Source organism: Vibrio sp. 10N.222.52.C3, from assembly GCF_041474195.1.
GTDB lineage: Bacteria > Pseudomonadota > Gammaproteobacteria > Enterobacterales > Vibrionaceae > Vibrio > Vibrio crassostreae_C.
On record NZ_JBFRTQ010000085.1, the window covers coordinates 1 to 20001 of the forward strand.

Consider the following 20001-nt stretch of genomic DNA (forward strand, 5'->3'; position numbering starts at 1 on the left):
GCAGAAATACTTCAGGGTAAAGATTAGTTTTATCAATTACATAACATTGAGACCTCACCCTAACTTTAAAATATAAAATGTGAATAAAGTTCAATGGGCAACTATTTTCTATACAAATGATTTGATGTTAGTTCCATTCCTATCTATAAAAAGCAACTTAATAATAAATAGGAATGGATACTCCATGAAACGTCTTAGTTTGCTAGCTAGTACCATCGCTCTAATTCTATCAGGATGCGGTAGCGACAGTTCAGATAATAGCCCACAAACACCACCAAGCTCATCATTTGAAATCAACTCTACGGCAAGTACAACCGCCACAGAAGACATTCAATACCAATATCAACTATCAACAAACCATTCAGAACCCGTGGCCTACTCTGCAACCAATATACCTACTGGTATGACTTTAAGCAGTGATGGTTTGCTCACATGGATACCACTAGAAGGTATCCTTACATCTGGTGAGATCACCGTTAAGGCCGTCGCTTCAAGTGATACAAACCTATCTGACACTCAAACATTTTCAATAACTGTAACGCCTGTCAACGACACTCCGGTAGCAGAGACACCATTACAGCTTAATACTAATGAAGATGTTGCTCTTACTATTTCTCATGCAACTCTTCTAAGTAATGTGACAGATGTCGACTCTAGTATTTTAACAATTACAAACTTATCAATTGATAACCCAGCCATAACTATTACAGAAAACAGTGACTCGATTACTCTTACAGCATTGCAAGATTACAATGGCGATGCGAACTTATCTTTTAGTGTTTCAGATGAAGAATTTACTATCAGTAATAGTGGCATTGTAATAATTTCAGCAGTCAACGACCCTGTACAAATAGAGTCTTTTGCTAGCTTAAGTGTAGAAGCTGGTGAATCACTATCTTTTCAAGTTCAAGTCACCGATCCAGACGATGAAAACAATGGTTCTGATATTCAGTTCTCTTTGACCAACGCGCCTAATGGGCTGTCTGTTTCAGAGACCGGAGAACTGACGATATCTTCTTCTGTTCTTGCCTCAATCATTCACGACGACATCGTTTTGAAGGTTCAAGATGGCTTAGAAGATGGCGCCGTAATTGCGCAAAACACTTTCAAACTCTCTGAATTGTTCTACTACACGGTACAAGGTGAAGTCTCTAGCTATTATGAGAATACAGCGATTGAAGATAGCGTCGTCAAAATTTCGAATGATGGAGCTGTTTTAGCCGAAGGAAATTCTAACGCATCAGGTAAATACAGTATTAAGGTATTAGACACTGATTTAGATACCAATAAAGCAATTATTGTATCGGCTGATGCTATAGGCTTTTCTGAAGCTTCAGAATCTAAGCAATTTTCAGATATCGGTACGGCAATAAACTTGTATCTACCGACAATTCACGCAAATGTTAACTTCGATAGTCAAGTCGCTTCAGATCTACAAGTCGATAATGAAACTCTTGTTTCAGTAGAAGCTCAGAGCTTCGTGAACGCGCAAGGGGAAGCCGTAACTGGACAAATTAGTTCCGAACTATTCGTAATCGATCCATCGTTGGATATTGATTTGATGCCTGGCGAAATGGTTACTGAGATTCCTTCAGGAGAAACAGTTCTGATTGAATCTTTTGGTGCGGTCACTGCAACCTTTACTGATAGTGAAGGCAATGAGCTACAATTAGCAGATGGTAAAACCGCACAAGTTAGAATCCCTGCGTCAGGTTCGAATCCACCAGCCACAATCCCACTCTTCTATTACGATGAAGTACAAGGTATTTGGGTAGAAGACGGTACCGCTACTTTAGACGATGGATTCTATGTTGGGGAAGTTACTCACTTCACAACATGGAATGCAGATAGAATTTATGAAACTGTATACGTTGATGGTTGTGTCGTTGACAAAGAAAATCAATCAATTGCCAATGCAAGGATTCGTTCGGAAGGTGTTAACTATAATGGTCGCTCATCTGCCTATAGTGATGCTCAAGGTAACTTTAGAATACCGGTTAGACAAGATAGTACAGTGCTGATCTCTGCAGAAAGCCAGTATCAAAGTCGCACAGAAACTATACACACCGATTCACGTGATGAAACCATGAATGAGTGCTTAACCCTTGATGATGCTACAACCAAGATCCAACTAACCTGGGGACAAAACCCTAGAGACTTAGATACACACTTCTATGGCCCAAATGGTGAAGATGGTCGATTCCACGTTTACTATGGCAATAAGAACTTCAATCAATCTGGCAATAATATTTTCTTAGATGTTGATGATACAAGTAGTTATGGCCCAGAAGTTGTGACCATTCCTGACTTTACTGTTCCTGGAACTTATCGTTATGGCGTATACAAGTACTCTGGAACCGGCGATATTCAGCGCCGAGAGACAAAAGTAGAAATCATTTTAGACGGTAATCGCACTGTGTTTACTCCACCAGAGGGAGATGCAGAACGTTGGTGGTATGTATTTGAAATTGAAGTAAGCGACAACCTAAGTTTCAGCCTAACTCCAATAAATCAATGGTCAACAACTGACCCTGACTCCGCGGCTACTCCTGACTCCGCTACTACTCCTGCTGCAGCTTATAGTAGCCAAGTCCTGAAATCATCTCAGCCAACGCAAAACTACGCAGAAAAAATGCTAGAAAGTAAATACTACGCTGACTAGTGTCCCCCCCCCTGATAAACCAAAGGGCGATAGAATTTAATTCTACCGCCCTTTCTCTTACTCGTTCACTTTTTAACAAAGCACTAAAAACGGCCTTGATAAGTAAACTGGTACTTACCTTGGCTATCAGGGTTGCCCAACCACTTAAGCTGACTCTGCATTGCTGGCGGGAATTCCGCCCCCGGCTTAAACCATGCTGCCAACGTGTAGCGTTGGTTAGGTGTTAGGCTCGCTGAGAACTCACTGTCTACCTGATCGCTCTTCTGAGTGCCTTTCGCTGCAATTGTGCTGTCTTCACAGGTTATGTCCGCAATCACAGGACCAAGGTCTAACGAACCAACAGGAGAGTCGACTGCGGCACCAGACCAAGCCAATGTACCTTCGCCAGATTGACACCAAGGCTGAGCGTGAACCGCATGCTTAATCGTCAGTTCAACTTGCCCACCAATAGAAACCGGTACTGGAATGGCTGGAGCGTATTTCATCACGTTCATAGCAGGCATTGAAGCCACTAAGTTTTCTGCATATGCGCCGCTCATGCTGTACCCGACACGCCCTTTACCTGATAAATTCATGTCACTGTTACGACCAAAACGAACCGCCAGTTCTGCTTTGGCTTGGAATAACTTAGAAAACTGGAAATCCCACTGCACTGAACCGTAATTAATGCGCTGCCACACGATGTTGTTAGCGCTGCCTTGCCAAATGGTGCCCTCAACGCCTTCGATACTCAAACCGCGCACAGCAGGTGCCTGCTTTAGAGCAAAAGAAGCCGGCAAGTGCAGCAACAAACTGACCGAGAAAAAGACGATAAAGATGCCACTGAAGAGCAGGCCATACTTAAAAGATAAACCGCGTTTCACATTAACCTCGTTTAAACTGTAGTCGGTTGACGTCAATAACCCCTGGGTTATCAGAGCGATCAATATCCATAAACTCGACCTCAACACCCTGTTTTTCTTTCAGGTATGTAAGCCAGTCAACGAACTTATTAAAAGGCACAGGTTTTACCCACACTTGCAACATCTCGCCACGTGGTTGCACACGTATCAGCTCGATATTAAAGCGACGCATAGAAGCAGGCACAGATTGATTCAGAGGTTGACTGGCACTAATGCCGCCACTGCCTCGTAGCTCAACCACTTCATTGGCTTTATTGGTTACCCAAGCCAGTAGTTGCTTCTCGCTTTGAATGCGGGTCTGCGCAAGTTCAGCTCGCTGACTGAGTGGCTGGATTAGCCCCCAATAAACGACACCGACCACCAATAGAATTGAGCAACCAATCACTAATCGTTGCTCTCTTTGACTTATTGAAGTCCACCACGCTTGGAGTGGCTCAATCATATTTCTCATCACTGATCTCCTTACGCAGGTTATTGATGGGGTTTAAGAGTAAAGCTGCCAAATACGGCATCGCCATTACGGTTTAATGGACCTTGTTCGACGGTAAATTTCTCTTCGAGCTTCACTCTTGCGGTCTCAAAATGTTGGAAGTCAGAGCTTTTCGCCTGGAGTCGAATCTCAGAACGATTACCATCGTAGCGAATGCTTTCGACTTCAATTGATTTCACCTGACCTAAGGTTTCAGGCAGCAATGCTAACCAACCCAATAAAGAATCACCATCGCCTGAGCCGCCATATTTCTTGGCTTCATCGTTCATCTGACGCTTAAGGTAGCTGACCGTCGGAATACGTTGCTTGCCCGGAAGTACGCTTCTAAAAATACGTTCACTCTCCGTTCGGTACGCTTCGGCTTGTGCTTCGTACTGCTGAACCTTTAAGACTTGCTGAGTGACGATCACCGCCACCAGCAAACAAGCTGCGATCGCTACTTTTTGCCATACACGCCAGTACTTACTGAATGAAGATTTGGTTTTAAAGGTGCCAGTCAGTAAGTTTACGCCACTTGTAATGGCTTGTTGGCTCAGTAAAGACATCACCAGTTCCGCAGGTTTAGCTTGCCACTCAATGCCACTTTGCAGTTGAACGTCATCACTTGGCAGTGCGGTGTAGCTAAAAATCGTTGGTGATTGCTCTTCGTCATCTAAGGCAACCCAATCGCTTTGTAAGAACATCGCTAGCCACGCCTCATTGATCGACACTGCTTGATAGTTGCTTTGACGCAATAACCAATGTTGGTCGATCTGCAGCGCACTGATGCCCTGATCTTCTAAAGGCAACGCTAAGGTATCAGGCAATACTTTACGAAAGATAATGTTCGCTTCGCGGAAAGTATCCAGCGCCTGCTTAAGCCAATCACGTTCCACACCACACACTGTCGCGTGCGTTGCGTCTTTCTCTAAAATAGTCAGGTGTAAGTCTTCGATATCTTGTGCGACTTCGTCTTCTAATAAAAACGGCAGCATAGAATCGAACTGGCGAGCAGCACCTTTCGGGATCTCAACACGCTTAATTAAGCATTCATTTCCCGGCAATAAAGCGATACAGCTACGCTTTTCAGCGTAAGGCGTTAACTCATCCAGCTGCTCCCAGCTAGACAGTTCGCCACTTGCTATCACTTCTTGTTGGCTTGTCGACCAAACTAACCACTGCACAGGGCTTTGTGGTTCGCTACTCAGTCGAACGGTCAGAAACTCGCTCACTGATTCCTCCAAAACGACGGCGTACTACCGTCACTGTTTCTCGATTACTACTATAGAAAAGCGTCCGTATACGTACACGTGACTGCTCAACTAATACCTCTGCATCTAGCTCAAAATAGGCGCTATCTACAGTTAAATATGCTTTCGCTTTTTTGCTGACTTCGGCACTCACACCCACAATAGCAGGCTCAGCCATAAACGCATCCACCGTATCCCAACCATCGAATGGGCGTTTGTCTATCAGCTGTTTGGCATCCGATTCACTTAAGCCGGGGGCAAACATCGCTTCCAATAACGGCGCCTGCTTTTCCGTAAGAGTATTCACATTCAAACGGAAATCGTCGCTCGGCAAAGCACAAACAAAGGGGCGAACCTTATTCATCACCTCACCCGTGACTTGATAAACCGCGCGTAGCTCGGACTCATCGGCCATTAAGCCATTCGCTGCCAAATAAGATGGCTTCATCGCCTCATAAGTACTGTCTTCGACACCTGCTGAAGAGGTGGTTCGGGTATCACTATCAACAAATTCCCAGCTTGAATATGCGATAACCTCGGCCTGATAAGGCTCAATATCTTGGTTTTCCAACAAGGTTTGCCAAACCGTAATTAAATAAGGTGTTTGGTTACTTGAAGTCGTCGCCACACCAGCCAACGCATTGAGATTAAAACATGCCTGAGCATCAACAATACGGCCTTTAACTTGACCATAATCCAACGGGTATACCTGTTCTTCTAACGCCCATGGTTGACTCAAGTTGACGGTATCACTGTCTTTGTAGCTTTGCCTAATGCCGTCTTGCACCAGCGCTTCGACACCAATGCTGTACCAGTAAGCCTGTTGGTAACTCAGTTGATTGCCCACGCGCTTAAATTGAGTAAACAGGCGTTCCGACATACTGCCTGCGATGGTTGCCATTATCGCCAGTAGCATCAGGATAATGATCAGCGCAACACCTCGCTGCTTGCGCCCCATGGCAGACCTTGTCAGTGCAAACTTATTAGTTCGATGAGTCATTATTCCCCTCATTACTACTTGAAGAGTCACTGTTTGAAGAATCATCGGCCTGATCTAGCGTGCCACCAGGGGTGAGATAAATACGCTCTATCTCACCATAATCTTTCAAGGTTAGCTTTAACCTTACCGCTTTCGGTAGCGATTTGTCGGCTTGCCACTCTTTCCCCCAGCGGCTTCCGTCATAAAACTCGAATTCCAAGCTTTCAACATCATCAAGCAAAGGCGTAATCACACCCTCTTGGCCTGCAGGGGTATCGGGGTAGCGCCACCACACACGCTCAAGCGTTTCTTCTTTAATGCGGTAACCCACTTTGGTGACTTCTCCGCGAGGAAACTGCTGCTGTGGGTTATGCCAGCCAAGGCGAGTAAACATGATGCCAACGCTGTCGGAATCCAGTAAATACTCTTTAATTAAGATCAGCTTAGATGATGCTTCTTCACCGTTGGTACGAAATTGTCGCACCGCCATCTGGCGAAAATCATTATCTAAAATGACTAAGCTACGTTGCAGTTGATTTAAACGAGCACTACGCTCGATTGAAAGCTCGTTGCTGCGCTGAACCTGATTGACTACCTGATAAGCCGCCATGCTTAACGTGGCAAAGATAGCGATCGAGACCAAAACCTCAATTAAGGTAAAGCCTCTCCCGTTCGAAGATAGACCTTGTGTACGAGACACACGCTTATTGGCGGACATGCTCTTACTTAGCGACTTGCTCTGAGCTAACGACACGCTTTTACTTGACCACATAGCTGCGCACCGTGACCACTGGAGAAGCTTGTTTACTGGTTGCCACACTCACATCAAACGCCTTTAATAAATCATCGCTAGTATCGATTGGCGTGACCTTCCAAAACCACTCTCTCTCGGCCAACTCTTGTGTGCCCTGCGCTTTTTTTAGCTTCTCAGGATGCAGCATCACCAAAGCCATTTGATTATCAACGACCATAGCCGCGAAGGTTTTTTCTTCGAGATAACTGAGGGTATTGATGTGCTGAGTAACAGCACGAATCACACTGATCGCCGCAGTCGCAAAGATAGCGAGCGCAACCAATACCTCAAGCAGCGTCATTCCTCGAGAACCAAGGGGCATACCACGAAAACGATAAGGAGAACGGTTATTCCTCTTCATCTTCTTCTCCCGGTTCTAGCAGTCGAATCACACCATTGTCCAATACTCGAATACGCCAACCATCTTGTATGGTGTCTCCGGTATTTGGATAAAACGACAATACAAATGGCGTCATTTCAGCACTCGACAAGATGTAGATCTGTGGTGGTTTCGGCTTCTTTTCCTCTTCAAGATCAGCAAACATATCTTCATCAAACAAGCTTCCTGGGTTGAACAACCGATCATCGTCTTCCCATGCGCCACCACCTAAGGTCAGTGACAATGCGAGTTCTTCCGGTAGTTCAGTTAAAGAGGGGATTTTTTCAAAATCGACTTCTTGCCAGCCTTCAGACTTAAGCGCCATCAGTACATAGGTCGATTTCTTTTCATCAACTCGAACGCCAAAATCTAAGCCGCTCAAAATAGCCTCTTCATTGAGTAATTGAACTCGCTGATAAAAGCTTTGAGCGTATTTTTTAGCAACATCTTTGCTATTGGTAGGAATGGTCGCGATCACCGCAACCGCCGTTACTGACAGTAGTACCAACACCAAGAGAATCTCAATCAAGGTGAAACCTGGCTGTGTTTGCTTAGTTTTCACCTTTAGACTCCATCTGTTTACGCCCTACCATCAATAACGTATCAAGCATCAATAACGAATCAAACAATAAGCTGAAGCTTATTGGAAATCCTGCATGTTCCAGTTGCCGATATCCGCCGCAATACCTTCACCACCTTCTTGGCCATCAGCACCAAGAGTGAAAATATCAATAGTGCCGTTATCACCAGGGCTTAGGTATTGGTACTCGTTACCCCATGGGTCGTTTGGCAGACGCTTGATGTAGCCACCGTCGCGGTAGTTACGAGGCTCTGGGCTGCTTGGCTTAGAAACCAATGCATCAAGACCTTGATCCGTTGTTGGGTAAACGCTGTTATCCAGTTTGTACATATCTAGCGCGTTCTCTAGCGCCACAATATCAGTGATGGCTTTTTGTTGGTCAGCCTTCTCTTTGTTACCCAATAGGTTAGGTACAACAAAGCTCGCCAATACGCCAAGGATAACCACAACAACCATCACTTCTAATAGGGTAAAGCCTGATTGTTTCTTCATTCTGTTTTTCATTATTTTCTCCAAATTACAGACAGCGAGTTGAAGGTAATAGTGTCCTTCTTCTCGCTCATCCAAAAACTAACGTCTTATGAGCAGTTGGTTAACCACTCATCAAATTATTCATTTCAAGCATCGGCATCAGAGTCGCCATCACAATGAACAGCACTAAGCCTGCCATCAAAGCGATAAGTGCTGGCGTAAAGATACCTAACGCGATATTCACGGTCGATTCAAAGCTTTGATCCTGGTTATCTGCCGCTCTTGTTAGCATTTGCTCTAACTGACCACTCTGCTCACCACTGGCGATCATATGCAGCATCATTGGAGGGAAGAGTTTGGTTTGATCGAGCGCTTTACGCAGGCTTGCCCCTTCTCTAACACTGTCTGACGCCTGCAGTACTTGTTGCTTCACATGGTGATTCGACATTACATCAACCGCAACCTTCATCCCCTCAAGGATAGGAATCGCACTCGAGGTACAGATAGAGAGTGTTCGTGCAAAACGAGAGGTGTTAATTCCTTTCGCGATCTTGCCGATCAGTGGAATGCTTAATAGCTTGCGATCCCAACTCATGCGAACACCCGGCTTTTTCAGAGCGGTCTTAATCAACACAATCACACCGATGATCAACAACAGTAATTGGATGCCCCAATTCTGGATAAATTCACTCGATGCCAATAAAAATTGTGTCGATTGAGGAAGTTCTTGGCCCATTTGGATAATCGGTTCAACGATCTTAGGTACCACGGTTGCCAGCAGGAACGAAACAATCGTCACCGCAAACACCACCAGCACCACAGGGTAGATCATCGCTTGCAGCAACTTAGAGCGCATCTTCTGACGGTTTTCTGCGTAATCAGCCAGTCGCTCCAATACCGCATCTAAGTGACCCGATTTCTCACCAGCCGCGACCATGGCTCTAAACAGTTCATCAAAGATATGTGGGTAATCAGCCAAGCTATCGGCTAGCGAATAACCTTCCGTTACCTTCGAACGAACCGCCAGTAACATGGTTCGAATACGTGGCTTTTCAGATTGCTCCGCCACGGCTTTCAAGCACTCTTCTAGCGGCATGCCTGATTGCACCAAGGTGGAAATTTGGCGAGTAATCAAAGCAAGGTCTGGCGTGCTGATACCACGCTTAAAGCTGGTCGAAGGCTGTGCACCTTTCGTCGTTTTAGCTTTAGCTTCGGTCATCTCAACCGGCATCAAGCCTTGTTCTTTTAAGCGCTGGCGAGCCTGACGAGCGTTATCCGCTTCAATCGAGCCCTTTTTGCTCTTACCCTTGGCATCCAGCGCTTTGTATTCAAATGCTGCCATACTAGACTTCCTTGGTCACTCGCATCACTTCTTCTAAGGACGTTACCCCTTTCAGAACTTTGCTCAAGCCATCATCTCGAATACTTGGTGTTGTGCCACGAATTGCTTTCTCAATTGCCTGTTCGCCAGCTTCACTGTGAATCAGCTCTTGTACCGAATCGTCAATCATCAGGAGTTCATGAATACCGGTACGGCCTCGATAGCCTTTGTGACTGCAGCTTTCACACCCTTTGGCATGGTAAAGCGTTAGGCTGTCTTTCTTCTTCAACCCAAACAGTTTTTTCTGTTCTTTATCCGCTTCGTAAGGTTCTTTACAGTCGTTACACAGGGTGCGAACCAAGCGCTGAGCCAAAACACCCAGCAGCGAAGAAGAGATCAAGAAGGGTTCGATGCCCATATCACGCAGACGCGTAATTGCACCGATTGCCGTATTGGTGTGAAGGGTCGACATCACTAAGTGACCGGTCAAAGAGGCTTGAACAGCGATCTCTGCGGTCTCTAAGTCACGTATCTCACCAATCATTACCACATCGGGATCTTGACGAAGAATCGCACGTAAACCACGCGCAAAGGTCATATCAACCTTAGGGTTCACTTGTGTTTGACCAATGCCATCAATATCAAATTCAATTGGGTCTTCAACGGTAAGGATGTTGCGTTCGTTGCTGTTAAGCTCTTGCAGGCCAGCGTACAAGGTCGTTGATTTACCTGAGCCTGTCGGGCCAGTCACCAAGATAATGCCATGTGGGCGCTGAATCAGCTTACGGAAGTTTTCATGGTTTTCTGCTGTCATACCTAAACTGTGCAAGTCTAGACGAGTGGCGTTTTTGTCCAACAGACGCATTACCACACGCTCACCGTGCGAAGAAGGCATGGTTGAAACACGAACATCAACCGCTCGGCCACCAATACGCAAAGAAATACGACCATCTTGTGGCACGCGTTTTTCCGCAATATCTAGTTTAGCCATAACCTTGACACGTGAAACCAATAGCGGAGCCAGTTTACGGCTTGGCGCTAGAACATCACGCAGCACACCATCAACTCGGAAACGGATACAAAGTGACTTTTCAAAGGTTTCGATATGAATATCCGAAGCACCCTCTTTGATCGCCTCACCCAGCATCGCATTGATTAACTTGATGATTGGTGCATCATCTTCTGATTCAAGTAAGTCTTCGTCTTGAGGCAGTTCTTCCGCTAGTGAGAAGAAGTCATCACTATCAGCACCAATGTCTTCCATGAGCTGACGAGCTTCTGACGAGTCACGCTGATAAGCATCGGTCAGTTTTTTATCAAACTCATCGAGAGTAATCGCTTGTGGCGTGAAACCATTTTTCACAACACGACTCACTTCAATGATCGCCGCCGATTTCAGTGGCTCAACATAATAAAGTATCGGTGCGCGCTCTGGATGTTGATACTCCAACACCATCTTATAGCGATTCGCAAAGCTAAACGGCAAGCGCTGATAAGTACGTGCCGCCCCTACCAATTCAGCCATTATTCTGTTTCCATCTGATCAATGAAGGCTTGAAGTTCAGCCGGGTAATTCATGCTTTCGCCAAATTTAGGCAGTACTGGAATATTATCGTCATCCATCAGCTTCAGGCCCTGCTCTGACTTATACAACTGCTCAGCACGAATAAAGTTGTATTTACGCTGAGTAATACCATCGGCCGTCATACCATCACGAATAATGGTCGGCTTGATGAATACCATTAGGTTCTTTTTCTCAACCTGAGTACTGGTTGATTTGAACAGGTGTCCTAGAACAGGGATATCGCCCAAGAACGGCACCTTAGATTCACTTTCCAGCGCTCGCTCGTCAATCAAGCCACCCAGCACCAGCATTTGACCGTCTTGAACAATCACTGACGTATTTAGCTGACGCTTAGCAAAACGAACATCTACTGCCCCGTTTGCGCCTAATACGTTCGATACTTCTTGTTCTATTTGCAGCTGAACTGAGTCACCTTCATTGATTTGTGGCACGACTTTTAGCTTGATACCCACTTCTTTACGTTCAACCGTTTGGAATGGGTTATCGTTACTTGAGCCTGCGGTCGAGCCAGTTAAAACAGGCACCTCTTCGCCCACAATGAACGACGCTTCGCCGTTATCCATCACGGTGATACTTGGAGAAGATAGGATATTTGAATTTGAATCGGTCGCTACTGCACTGATCAAGGCAGTCCAGTCACCCATCACTACGCTCATTGCCGCGCCATTAACGCCAGAAAGAGCAGAAGCTAACGTTGAGTAGTCACCGGATTCTGTGGTCGTTTCATTACGCAAAAAGGCGCCATTATCATCATAGACTGCGGTGGTCGTTTCAGTGTCTTTCGCTTCTTCTAAACCAACCATTACGCCACCGATTGACGCACCTGTGTTGCCATACTGAATCACAGCACCAGTATCAAGGTTACCCCATTGCACACCAAGGTTAATACCGTCACCTTCTGCCATCTCGACAATTAGGGCTTCAATCAAGACTTGAGCGCGACGAATATCCAGTTGCGCGATCACATCTTGCAGCGCGTTCATGATGTCTGGTTGGGCGGTAATCACCAACGAGTTGGTATCACTGTGAGCTGAGATCACCACTTTGTCACGTTGAGATGAGCTACCTTTAGTTGATGTTTGCTTCTCTGATTGCAGGTTGTCCGACACGCCTTTCAGCACATCGACTAAATCTTCTGCTTTGGCGTATTTAAGGTAAATTACTTGGTTGTTGCCCTTGGTTGCCATTTCCACATCAAGCTGTTCAATCAACCTTCTTAAACGGCTACGTACCTTAGGGTCACCTGAGATAAGGATCGCATTGGTACGTTCATCGGCAACTAATTTAGGTTGTAGGAAGGCTGGTGTGTTTTGGGCATCTGTGGTTTTGCTTAGTGCATCAACGATACGTACCATTTCTGCCGCAGAAGCATTCTTTAGCTCAACGACTTCAATCTCTTTATCACCCGCTTGGTCAACACGCTTGATGATTTCTGCTAAACGGTTCACTACCGCCGCACGACCGGTAATCAAGATGATATTGGCTGGGTCGTAGTGCACAACGTTACCCGCGCCTGCATTGTCGTTTAGTTGACGAAGCAGAGGAGAAAGTTCACGAACCGATACATTACGAACCGTCACTACACGCGTCACTACGCTATCACCAGTGATTGAATCACGGTCACCAACAACGGGGATCGCCGAAGTTTTAGAGTCTTTGGCTTTGATGATCTTAAGAACACCCGAGTCCATTTCAACGACTGCGTAGCCATACACCTCTAGTACGTTTAAGAAGAAGCTGTAATATTGCTCTTCATTCAATACGTCGTAGCTGCGTACATCGATTTTTCCGCGCACCGATGGATCAACGATGATGGTCTTCTCTAGGTTACGACCAACAATATTAATAAACTCTTGAATATCAGTGCCTTTAAAGCTGGCACTAAAATCACTCGCGATGGCTGCGGGTGTGCAGATCAAGCTTCCTGCCAATAACCATGCACTTTTCTTAAACCAATGCTTCACGTACTTCTCCTACACTTTCGTCCTTCGTTAGACGCAAAGTTTTAAAATTCAATAAACACTTCATGTTGTTGACCATCTCTCTCGACCACCAGATTTAGCTCTGTTAGTTCTGAGATGGAACGGAATATGTTGCCCATAGCAGCAGGGTCTGTCAGGTCTTGTCCATTTAACTGAGTGGCAATATCTCCGTTTTGGAGCCCAACAGAGTTAAAAAGTTCTGAATCTTTGCCAGGGCTCACACGATAACCGATCACTTTATCGTCACGCTTCACCTGAGACAGTCGAACATATTGGAAGATTTGTTGCGGATCTTTCATTATCTTCGCTTTAATTTCATCAAGCTTCTCTTCTGCTGAAGCCGGATTATTACCACGAACCGAAGAAGAGCTACGAGGTGGCGCAGGCGCTGATACAGCCAAACGCTTGTACTCAATACCTTCAAGCATCAAGGTTTCGTCTCGTCCTGAGTTATCAATGATAACGCGGTCGATTAATACCGCTTTTAACTTGGCTCGAGTGCCTTCAATCTCTTCATTAATTCCGTAGGTCGCTTGCGTGCCGCGATTGGCGATCACCGCTAAGCTCAGTTTTGGATTCGAGCTCGCGACTGCACCCACTAAAACGAGGTTTAATCGCGTCTTAGGCGCATCTTGGATAACTTGCTGTTCAACCACAGCGGGCGTGCTTGGGTTGTAAGCACCAAACATGTTGCTCTGCTGCAAAGAAGAGATATCAAGGGTCGATTGAGGTGCTGAAGACGATGAAGCCGTTGCTGTCCAAGGCGCGATAGTTTGCTCAGCAGGTTCGATAAACCATGCAAGCTGCCCTAAGATCCATGCGGAAGCTGCAATCAATACACAACAGGTCGCTAAGCTTAGTTTCTGCTGAAGTACAAATCCATTCTCTAATAAGCGGCTCAACATAGGAGAATTCCCTACGCGATTTTTGAGCTCTAAAAAGTTCACTTTCCTAGTCCCTTTTCATGACGACAAACGCTGCAAATCATTAAACTTTCAGCTTTTTTATTCATTCGTTCGATACCAAGCTTATTTAAGCAATAAGATCCTGAACTATATCATAGCAAATCGATAAATCGGCATAACATGGCTATTTTGTATTATGACTTGAAAAAAATGCCAACCGCCTCCACTTTAAGCTTCTACTTAATGTGATAAGCATCATCAAAAACATGTTGCGCACTGTTCGTTACAGTTAAACCGCATTCATTTCTCACTTAATAAGGCACAGCCCTATATGAAAACTGCTAATGAAGCTGTCAGACTCGATAAATGGTTGTGGGCAGCTCGTTTTTACAAAACCCGGTCTATTGCTCGCAACATGGTCGATGGTGGCAAAGTCCACTATAATGGTCAGCGCAGCAAGCCAAGTAAAATTGTCGAACTTGGGGCTGTGATTACACTGCGCCAAGGTAATGAAGAAAAGACGGTAACGATCGAGAAAATCTCAGCCCATCGTGGTGGAGCTCCGATCGCTCAAACCCTCTATGAAGAAACCACCGAAAGCTTGGCAAAAAGAGAAGAGTTTGCACAACAGCGCAAGCTAAATGCTCATAGCCCAGCACCAGAACGTCGCCCAGATAAAAAGCAACGTCGTGACATCATCAAGTTCAAGACTCAATAAGCTAGAAGGAATAGCCAAATGGCAGACCCAATGTCTACAAGTAATGTTTTAAATCGCTACCTATTTGAAGACCTATCAGTACGTGGTGAATTGGTACAGATGGACGAAGCGTACCAACAGATTATTTCTAGCAAGGAATACCCAGCTCCAGTACAAAAGCTGTTGGGTGAGCTACTGGTTTCAACGACGCTACTAACGGCGACCCTAAAGTTTGAAGGTTCTATCACGATGCAGCTGCAAGGTGACGGCCCAGTATCTCTAGCAGTTATCAATGGCGATCACGATCAGAAGATCCGTGGTGTTGCTCGCTTTGAAGGCGATATCGCAGACGACGCAGGTCTACACGCCCTAATGGGTAAAGGTCATCTAGTGATCACTATCGATCCTAAGAAAGGTGAGCGTTACCAAGGTATCGTTGGTCTTGAAGGTGACACGCTTGCACAAGTGCTTGAAGGCTACTTCGCTAACTCTGAACAGCTTAAGACTCGTCTATGGCTGCGCACTGGCGAGCATGAAGGCAAAGCACACGCTGCAGGTATGTTGCTACAAGTAATGCCTGACGGCACCGGTACTCCAGACGACTTCGAGCACCTAGAGCAACTAACAGACACCGTGAAAAACGAAGAGCTATTCACTCTAGAAGCGAACGAACTGCTTTACCGTTTGTACAACCAAGAGAAAGTACAGCTATTCACACCACAACCGGTTGAGTTCTTCTGTGGCTGTTCACGCGATCGAAGTGCAGCAGCAATCATTACTGTTGCTCAAGAAGAGATCTACGACATCCTAAGCACCGAAGGAAGCGTTGGTCTACACTGCGATTACTGTGGCACAAACTACTCGTTCGACAAGAATGATGTTGATGCACTGTACGCAGAAGCAGCAGATAAAGGCAGCAATACGGTTCATTAATTTACGGCGTACCAAAAACACGTAATTTACCCCAAAAAGGTCAGCCCTCAGCTGGCCTTTTTTGTGATCAAAATAGCGCAAACTCCGTAACATCTCGTAATAAAATCACCGCTTAATTTTAATCAATTAATAATGTTCTCGCCCCTAGCGCAAAGGTTTGCGTACAGGATAGACTAGTTGGGCCAATATGTGACGAGACGCTTAAAACCCCATGGCTAATATGGATATTTTTTGAGCTATATCCCTGTTTCCCCCGAGTCTCGTTGCTAGCATGGTGAGCAGATAACAATAAAAAATTAATACAAAATCCCTACAAAATATCCTACAAGGAGCACCTATGACCGTTATGGAACATACAAAGGCTGCACAAATTGATCTAACTAAGCACGGACTGACTGGCGTTACTGAAGTTCTTCGTAATCCTAGCTACGAGCAGTTATTCGTTGAAGAAACACTGCCAGGTTTGGAAGGCTACGAAAAAGGCGTAGTAACGGAACTAGGCTCTGTTGCGGTAGACACTGGTATCTTTACTGGCCGCTCACCAAAAGATAAGTACATTGTTAAAGATGACACGACCCGCGATACCATGTGGTGGTCAGATCAAGGCAAAAATGACAACAAACCGATTACAACTGAAGTATGGAATGAGCTGAAAGAGCTTGTGACAACTCAGCTATCTGGCAAGCGCCTGTTTGTCATCGACGGTTATTGTGGTGCTAACCCTGATACGCGCTTAAGCGTGCGTATTATCACTGAAGTAGCGTGGCAAGCGCACTTCGTTAAGAACATGTTCATTCGTCCAACTGACGAAGAGCTAGCAACGTTCGAACCTGATTTCGTGGTAATGAACGGTGCTAAAACAACTAACCCTAACTGGGAAAAGCAGGGTCTAAACTCTGAAAACTTCGTTGCTTTCAACCTAACAGAGCGCGTTCAAATCATCGGTGGTACTTGGTACGGCGGTGAGATGAAGAAAGGCATGTTCGCAATGATGAACTACCTGCTTCCTCTGCAAGGCATTGCTTCAATGCACTGTAGTGCAAACGTCGGCGAGAAAGGCGATGTAGCCATCTTCTTCGGTCTATCTGGTACAGGTAAAACTACGCTTTCAACCGATCCTAAGCGTGAGCTAATCGGTGATGATGAGCACGGTTGGGATGACGATGGTATCTTCAACTTCGAAGGTGGTTGTTACGCGAAGACGATTCGTCTATCTAAAGAAGCAGAACCTGAAATCTACAATGCAATCCGTCGTGATGCACTACTAGAAAACGTAACAGTTCGTGGTGATGGTTCTATCGATTTTGATGACGGTTCAAAAACTGAGAACACTCGTGTTTCTTACCCGATTCACCACATCGATAACATCGTTAAACCAGTATCAAAAGCCGGTCACGCTCAAAAGGTTATCTTCCTGACTGCTGATGCATTCGGTGTACTGCCACCCGTTTCTAAACTGACTCCAGAGCAAACGAAGTACCACTTCCTATCTGGCTTCACTGCAAAACTAGCGGGCACTGAGCGTGGTATTACTGAGCCAACGCCAACGTTCTCTGCGGCATTTGGTGCGGCATTCTTAACTCTCCACCCAACTCAGTACGCTGAAGTGCTTGTGAAGCGTATGGAAGCAGCTGGCGCTGAAGCTTACCTAGTGAACACAGGTTGGAACGGTACTGGTAAACGTATCTCTATCCAAGATACGCGAGGCATCATCGACGCTATCCTAGATGGCTCAATCGACAACGCTGAAACTAAGGTTATCCCTATGTTTAACCTAGAAGTGCCACTAGCGCTGCACGATGTTGACCCAGCGATCCTTGACCCACGCGATACGTACACTGACCCTCTACAATGGGAAAGCAAAGCGAAAGATCTAGCCGAGCGCTTCATCAACAACTTTGATAAGTACACAGACAACGCTGAAGGTAAGTCACTGGTTGCAGCTGGTCCTCAACTGGACTAATCCAACCATCTGCTCGGGCTTAGCCAAAAGCAAACGCCCAATTTAAAATGATATTTTTGTAGCAAGCCCCTCTTTTGAGGGGCTTTTTTGTTGATGCTTGACCCTTTTTGTTCCACTCTGTTTTAAGACTATTGAAATTTAAGGCTTTCAGGGAATGAAAAAGGTATTCATGGTGTTCGGCATTGTGTTGGCTATCGCCGTTGCAACTATCGCAGCGCTGCTATTAAGCCTGCAGACCCAATACCGTGCGGATGTTGCCAACTTTTTTATCAAACATACGATTGAACAACCTGTATTCATTGAAGATGTTGAGTATCAGGCGCCTTATCACATCACCTTAATGGGCATTACCCAAAGCCAACCAAAAAAGCAAACACCTCTGTATATCGACAAGATCGATCTTTGGTTCAGCCCCAGCTCGATGACAGAGGCCAAACTGGTCTTTGAATCTGTTTTGATCAGCGGCCTACAATTAGAGGCAGACGATCTAAAAACACTGACTTCTTTATTTACCCAACCAAACATCAAGCTCCACCAGCTGGCCATCAACAATCTCGACTTTTCGACGCCAGAGTTTAATGCGCGAGGCATCGACCTACAGATCTCCGCCCCAACGTGGAACAACGATAACTCGCTGCTACCTTATGGAAAAACCCAACTCTCTGCCTCACAACTGTATTGGCAAGGTGAGGCATTCGATAATCTGTTGATTGATCTAGACCTCAAGCCGAGTGACAGCACCCTTTATGGTGCTTCGTTTGACTGGCGTGGCGCCAAGATTTCTGGGCAAGCTGAACAATATCAACAAGATTGGTCGTTGGTGAATGTGACCGTCGATGGCTTACGACTCAATCAGAAACAGACCCAAAACCTACTAAGCAAAGAGTGGGATGTTGCAGGCATTAAGATTAATCACATCAATAGCTTAGATATTCTGCGTAGCGACGTAGAGTGGCAAGATGGCCACCTCGCTGCCTTTGATGCCTCATTAGAAAATATCCAACTGCCTTTTGAAATCTGGAAACAACAGAAAGCCATTTTTTCTCTACAGGCAGAAGGAGTGACCATTGATGATGACATGTTCATCGAGCCAAGCCTCAAGCTCAACCTAGAAGCAAACCGGATTCTGATTGAGGATTTCTATACTCAATTCCTGCAGGGCACTGTTCAGCTCAATGGCGAAGTCGCCCCTAGCAGCATTCAATTGGCGCAGCTCGACCTGCAAGGCATCAAGTGGATTACCGAAAACCAAGATAGCCCTCTACCGGCCGCTCGCCTATTGCCTTGGCTCACACAGCTCCAGAACGTCGAGATTAACCGACTTAATATAGAACGCAGCCAACTTATCCAACTAGCACAAACGCCTTACTGGCAGGTCTCTGGATTACATGTCGAGGGGCATCAAGTTCAACTGCTGCAAGATAGAAAACTGGGCTTGTGGCAAGGGAAGCTGATGGCGAGCGCCAATGATGCCAGCTACCAAAATATTCTCAGCGCACAGCCTGTGGTTGAGATGAATAGCGAACAAGGAAAATGGACGCTGACTCGTCTGTTTGCACCACTCAGGAATGGCTACATTGAAGCCAATGCAACGCTCGATTTTAACCAAATCAGCAAGCCATGGAGCTTAGATATTTCTGCCGATGGGTTACCCATTGCGCCTATGCTGCAGCGACTTGAATTACCACTCGATGCAACCGGCTATGGCGAGTTTGAACTTCAAGCCGCAGGTTTATATGGCGACTCACTGATGCTCGGTTACTCAACCACAGGGCAACTCATTGGCAGCGTTCGCCAGGGTGTGATGACCTTTAATGACAAGCTTTCTGAAACATCGACTGATAACGTGTTTGAAATTCCAGAGCTTAATGCGCATTTTGACCGTGGGCGCTTCACTCTCGAACCGATGCATATTATTGGTGCATCATCAGCAGAGCAAGGCGAACAAAGGGTTCAAACGCTCAATGGCGAGGCTTCTGGAGAACTCGACTTGCTTAAAGCTGAGCAACACACCCTCTCGATTACCCTATCGGACCCATGTCATCAAATCTCAGGAAAGCTCACCCAAGCTGAGTATTCGGAGATTAACGACTGCCAACAAAAAAACGCCACTCCTCAGGAGTAGCGCCT

The 20001-nt window shown here is 45.8% G+C and carries 17 protein-coding genes; 5 read left to right on the forward strand and 12 right to left on the reverse strand.

Going from position 1 to position 20001, the window contains the following annotated elements; translation table 11 throughout:
- The first annotated feature begins 184 nt into the window (after positions 1–184).
- The gene (locus tag AB4517_RS13740; RefSeq protein ID WP_372148493.1) at positions 185–2662 is read left to right on the forward strand and encodes a cadherin-like domain-containing protein; all 2478 of its coding nucleotides are present in this window, start codon (positions 185–187) and stop codon (positions 2660–2662) included.
- A gap of 83 nt (positions 2663–2745) precedes the next feature.
- Here AB4517_RS13740 and AB4517_RS13745 read toward each other — a convergent pair whose 3' ends face one another.
- The 12 genes from AB4517_RS13745 to gspC form a co-directional block, all read right to left on the reverse strand.
- Complete coding sequence (locus tag AB4517_RS13745; RefSeq protein WP_372148494.1) at positions 2746–3525, reverse strand: type II secretion system protein N; 780 nt, start codon at positions 3523–3525, stop codon at positions 2746–2748.
- Position 3526: 1 nt separating this feature from the next.
- A complete protein-coding gene (locus AB4517_RS13750) occupies positions 3527–4015 on the reverse strand; it encodes a type II secretion system protein M (protein WP_019826466.1) in 489 nt (162 codons plus the stop codon).
- Between the two features lie 20 nt (positions 4016–4035).
- Positions 4036–5265 carry a type II secretion system protein GspL gene (gene gspL, locus AB4517_RS13755; RefSeq protein WP_372055315.1) on the reverse strand — a complete coding sequence of 410 codons (1230 nt, stop codon included), beginning with the start codon at positions 5263–5265 and terminating at the stop codon, positions 4036–4038.
- On the reverse strand, positions 5234–6283 hold the full coding sequence (gene gspK / locus AB4517_RS13760; protein ID WP_372148495.1) for a type II secretion system minor pseudopilin GspK: 1050 nt from the start codon (positions 6281–6283) through the stop codon (positions 5234–5236). Before gspK ends, gspL begins: the two co-directional genes overlap by 32 nt.
- Positions 6267–7034, reverse strand: a complete 768-nt coding sequence (gene gspJ, locus AB4517_RS13765) for a type II secretion system minor pseudopilin GspJ (protein ID WP_372055319.1) — start codon at positions 7032–7034, stop codon at positions 6267–6269. Before gspJ ends, gspK begins: the two co-directional genes overlap by 17 nt.
- Complete coding sequence (gspI, locus tag AB4517_RS13770) at positions 7021–7416, reverse strand: type II secretion system minor pseudopilin GspI (protein WP_017062483.1); 396 nt, start codon at positions 7414–7416, stop codon at positions 7021–7023. The genes gspJ and gspI overlap by 14 nt, the downstream gene beginning before the upstream one ends.
- On the reverse strand, positions 7403–7996 hold the full coding sequence (gene gspH / locus AB4517_RS13775) for a type II secretion system minor pseudopilin GspH (protein ID WP_017062484.1): 594 nt from the start codon (positions 7994–7996) through the stop codon (positions 7403–7405). Before gspH ends, gspI begins: the two co-directional genes overlap by 14 nt.
- A 78-nt stretch (positions 7997–8074) precedes the next feature.
- Entirely contained in the window at positions 8075–8518 is a 444-nt protein-coding gene (gspG, locus tag AB4517_RS13780; RefSeq protein WP_017062485.1) for a type II secretion system major pseudopilin GspG, read from the reverse strand.
- An 88-nt stretch (positions 8519–8606) separates the two neighbouring features.
- Positions 8607–9827: a type II secretion system inner membrane protein GspF gene (gspF, locus tag AB4517_RS13785; RefSeq protein WP_102320993.1), complete on the reverse strand. Its 1221-nt coding sequence runs from the start codon at positions 9825–9827 to the stop codon at positions 8607–8609.
- A 1-nt stretch (position 9828) separates the two neighbouring features.
- Entirely contained in the window at positions 9829–11331 is a 1503-nt protein-coding gene (gene gspE, locus AB4517_RS13790; RefSeq protein ID WP_065585034.1) for a type II secretion system ATPase GspE, read from the reverse strand.
- Positions 11331–13355 carry a type II secretion system secretin GspD gene (gene gspD, locus AB4517_RS13795; protein WP_102428475.1) on the reverse strand — a complete coding sequence of 675 codons (2025 nt, stop codon included), beginning with the start codon at positions 13353–13355 and terminating at the stop codon, positions 11331–11333. Before gspD ends, gspE begins: the two co-directional genes overlap by 1 nt.
- Positions 13356–13396: 41 nt before the next feature.
- A complete protein-coding gene (gene gspC, locus AB4517_RS13800; RefSeq protein WP_017062489.1) occupies positions 13397–14278 on the reverse strand; it encodes a type II secretion system protein GspC in 882 nt (293 codons plus the stop codon).
- A 331-nt stretch (positions 14279–14609) separates the two neighbouring features.
- On the opposite strand from gspC, the gene hslR reads away from it, so the two are divergent.
- From hslR to AB4517_RS13820, 4 genes are all read left to right on the forward strand, one after another.
- Entirely contained in the window at positions 14610–14996 is a 387-nt protein-coding gene (gene hslR / locus AB4517_RS13805; protein ID WP_017062490.1) for a ribosome-associated heat shock protein Hsp15, read from the forward strand.
- A gap of 18 nt (positions 14997–15014) precedes the next feature.
- The gene (hslO, locus tag AB4517_RS13810) at positions 15015–15908 is read left to right on the forward strand and encodes an Hsp33 family molecular chaperone HslO (RefSeq protein WP_017063067.1); all 894 of its coding nucleotides are present in this window, start codon (positions 15015–15017) and stop codon (positions 15906–15908) included.
- Between the two features lie 337 nt (positions 15909–16245).
- Positions 16246–17871 (forward strand): phosphoenolpyruvate carboxykinase (ATP), encoded by a 1626-nt coding sequence (pckA, locus tag AB4517_RS13815; RefSeq protein WP_017062492.1) that lies wholly within the window; start codon positions 16246–16248, stop codon positions 17869–17871.
- Between the two features lie 154 nt (positions 17872–18025).
- On the forward strand, positions 18026–19996 hold the full coding sequence (locus AB4517_RS13820) for an AsmA family protein (RefSeq protein WP_372148496.1): 1971 nt from the start codon (positions 18026–18028) through the stop codon (positions 19994–19996).
- The last annotated feature ends 5 nt before the right edge of the window (positions 19997–20001 follow it).

Coding starts and splice junctions, on each gene's coding strand:
- AB4517_RS13740 (WP_372148493.1), top strand. CDS start 185: ATGAAACGTCTTAGTTTGCTAGCTAGTACCATCGCTCTAATTCTATCA.
- AB4517_RS13750 (WP_019826466.1), bottom strand. CDS start 4,015: ATGAGAAATATGATTGAGCCACTCCAAGCGTGGTGGACTTCAATAAGT.
- gspK (WP_372148495.1), bottom strand. CDS start 6,283: ATGACTCATCGAACTAATAAGTTTGCACTGACAAGGTCTGCCATGGGG.
- gspJ (WP_372055319.1), bottom strand. CDS start 7,034: ATGTGGTCAAGTAAAAGCGTGTCGTTAGCTCAGAGCAAGTCGCTAAGT.
- gspI (WP_017062483.1), bottom strand. CDS start 7,416: ATGAAGAGGAATAACCGTTCTCCTTATCGTTTTCGTGGTATGCCCCTT.
- gspG (WP_017062485.1), bottom strand. CDS start 8,518: ATGAAAAACAGAATGAAGAAACAATCAGGCTTTACCCTATTAGAAGTG.
- gspF (WP_102320993.1), bottom strand. CDS start 9,827: ATGGCAGCATTTGAATACAAAGCGCTGGATGCCAAGGGTAAGAGCAAA.
- gspE (WP_065585034.1), bottom strand. CDS start 11,331: ATGGCTGAATTGGTAGGGGCGGCACGTACTTATCAGCGCTTGCCGTTT.
- gspC (WP_017062489.1), bottom strand. CDS start 14,278: ATGTTGAGCCGCTTATTAGAGAATGGATTTGTACTTCAGCAGAAACTA.
- hslR (WP_017062490.1), top strand. CDS start 14,610: ATGAAAACTGCTAATGAAGCTGTCAGACTCGATAAATGGTTGTGGGCA.
- hslO (WP_017063067.1), top strand. CDS start 15,015: ATGGCAGACCCAATGTCTACAAGTAATGTTTTAAATCGCTACCTATTT.
- pckA (WP_017062492.1), top strand. CDS start 16,246: ATGACCGTTATGGAACATACAAAGGCTGCACAAATTGATCTAACTAAG.
- AB4517_RS13820 (WP_372148496.1), top strand. CDS start 18,026: ATGAAAAAGGTATTCATGGTGTTCGGCATTGTGTTGGCTATCGCCGTT.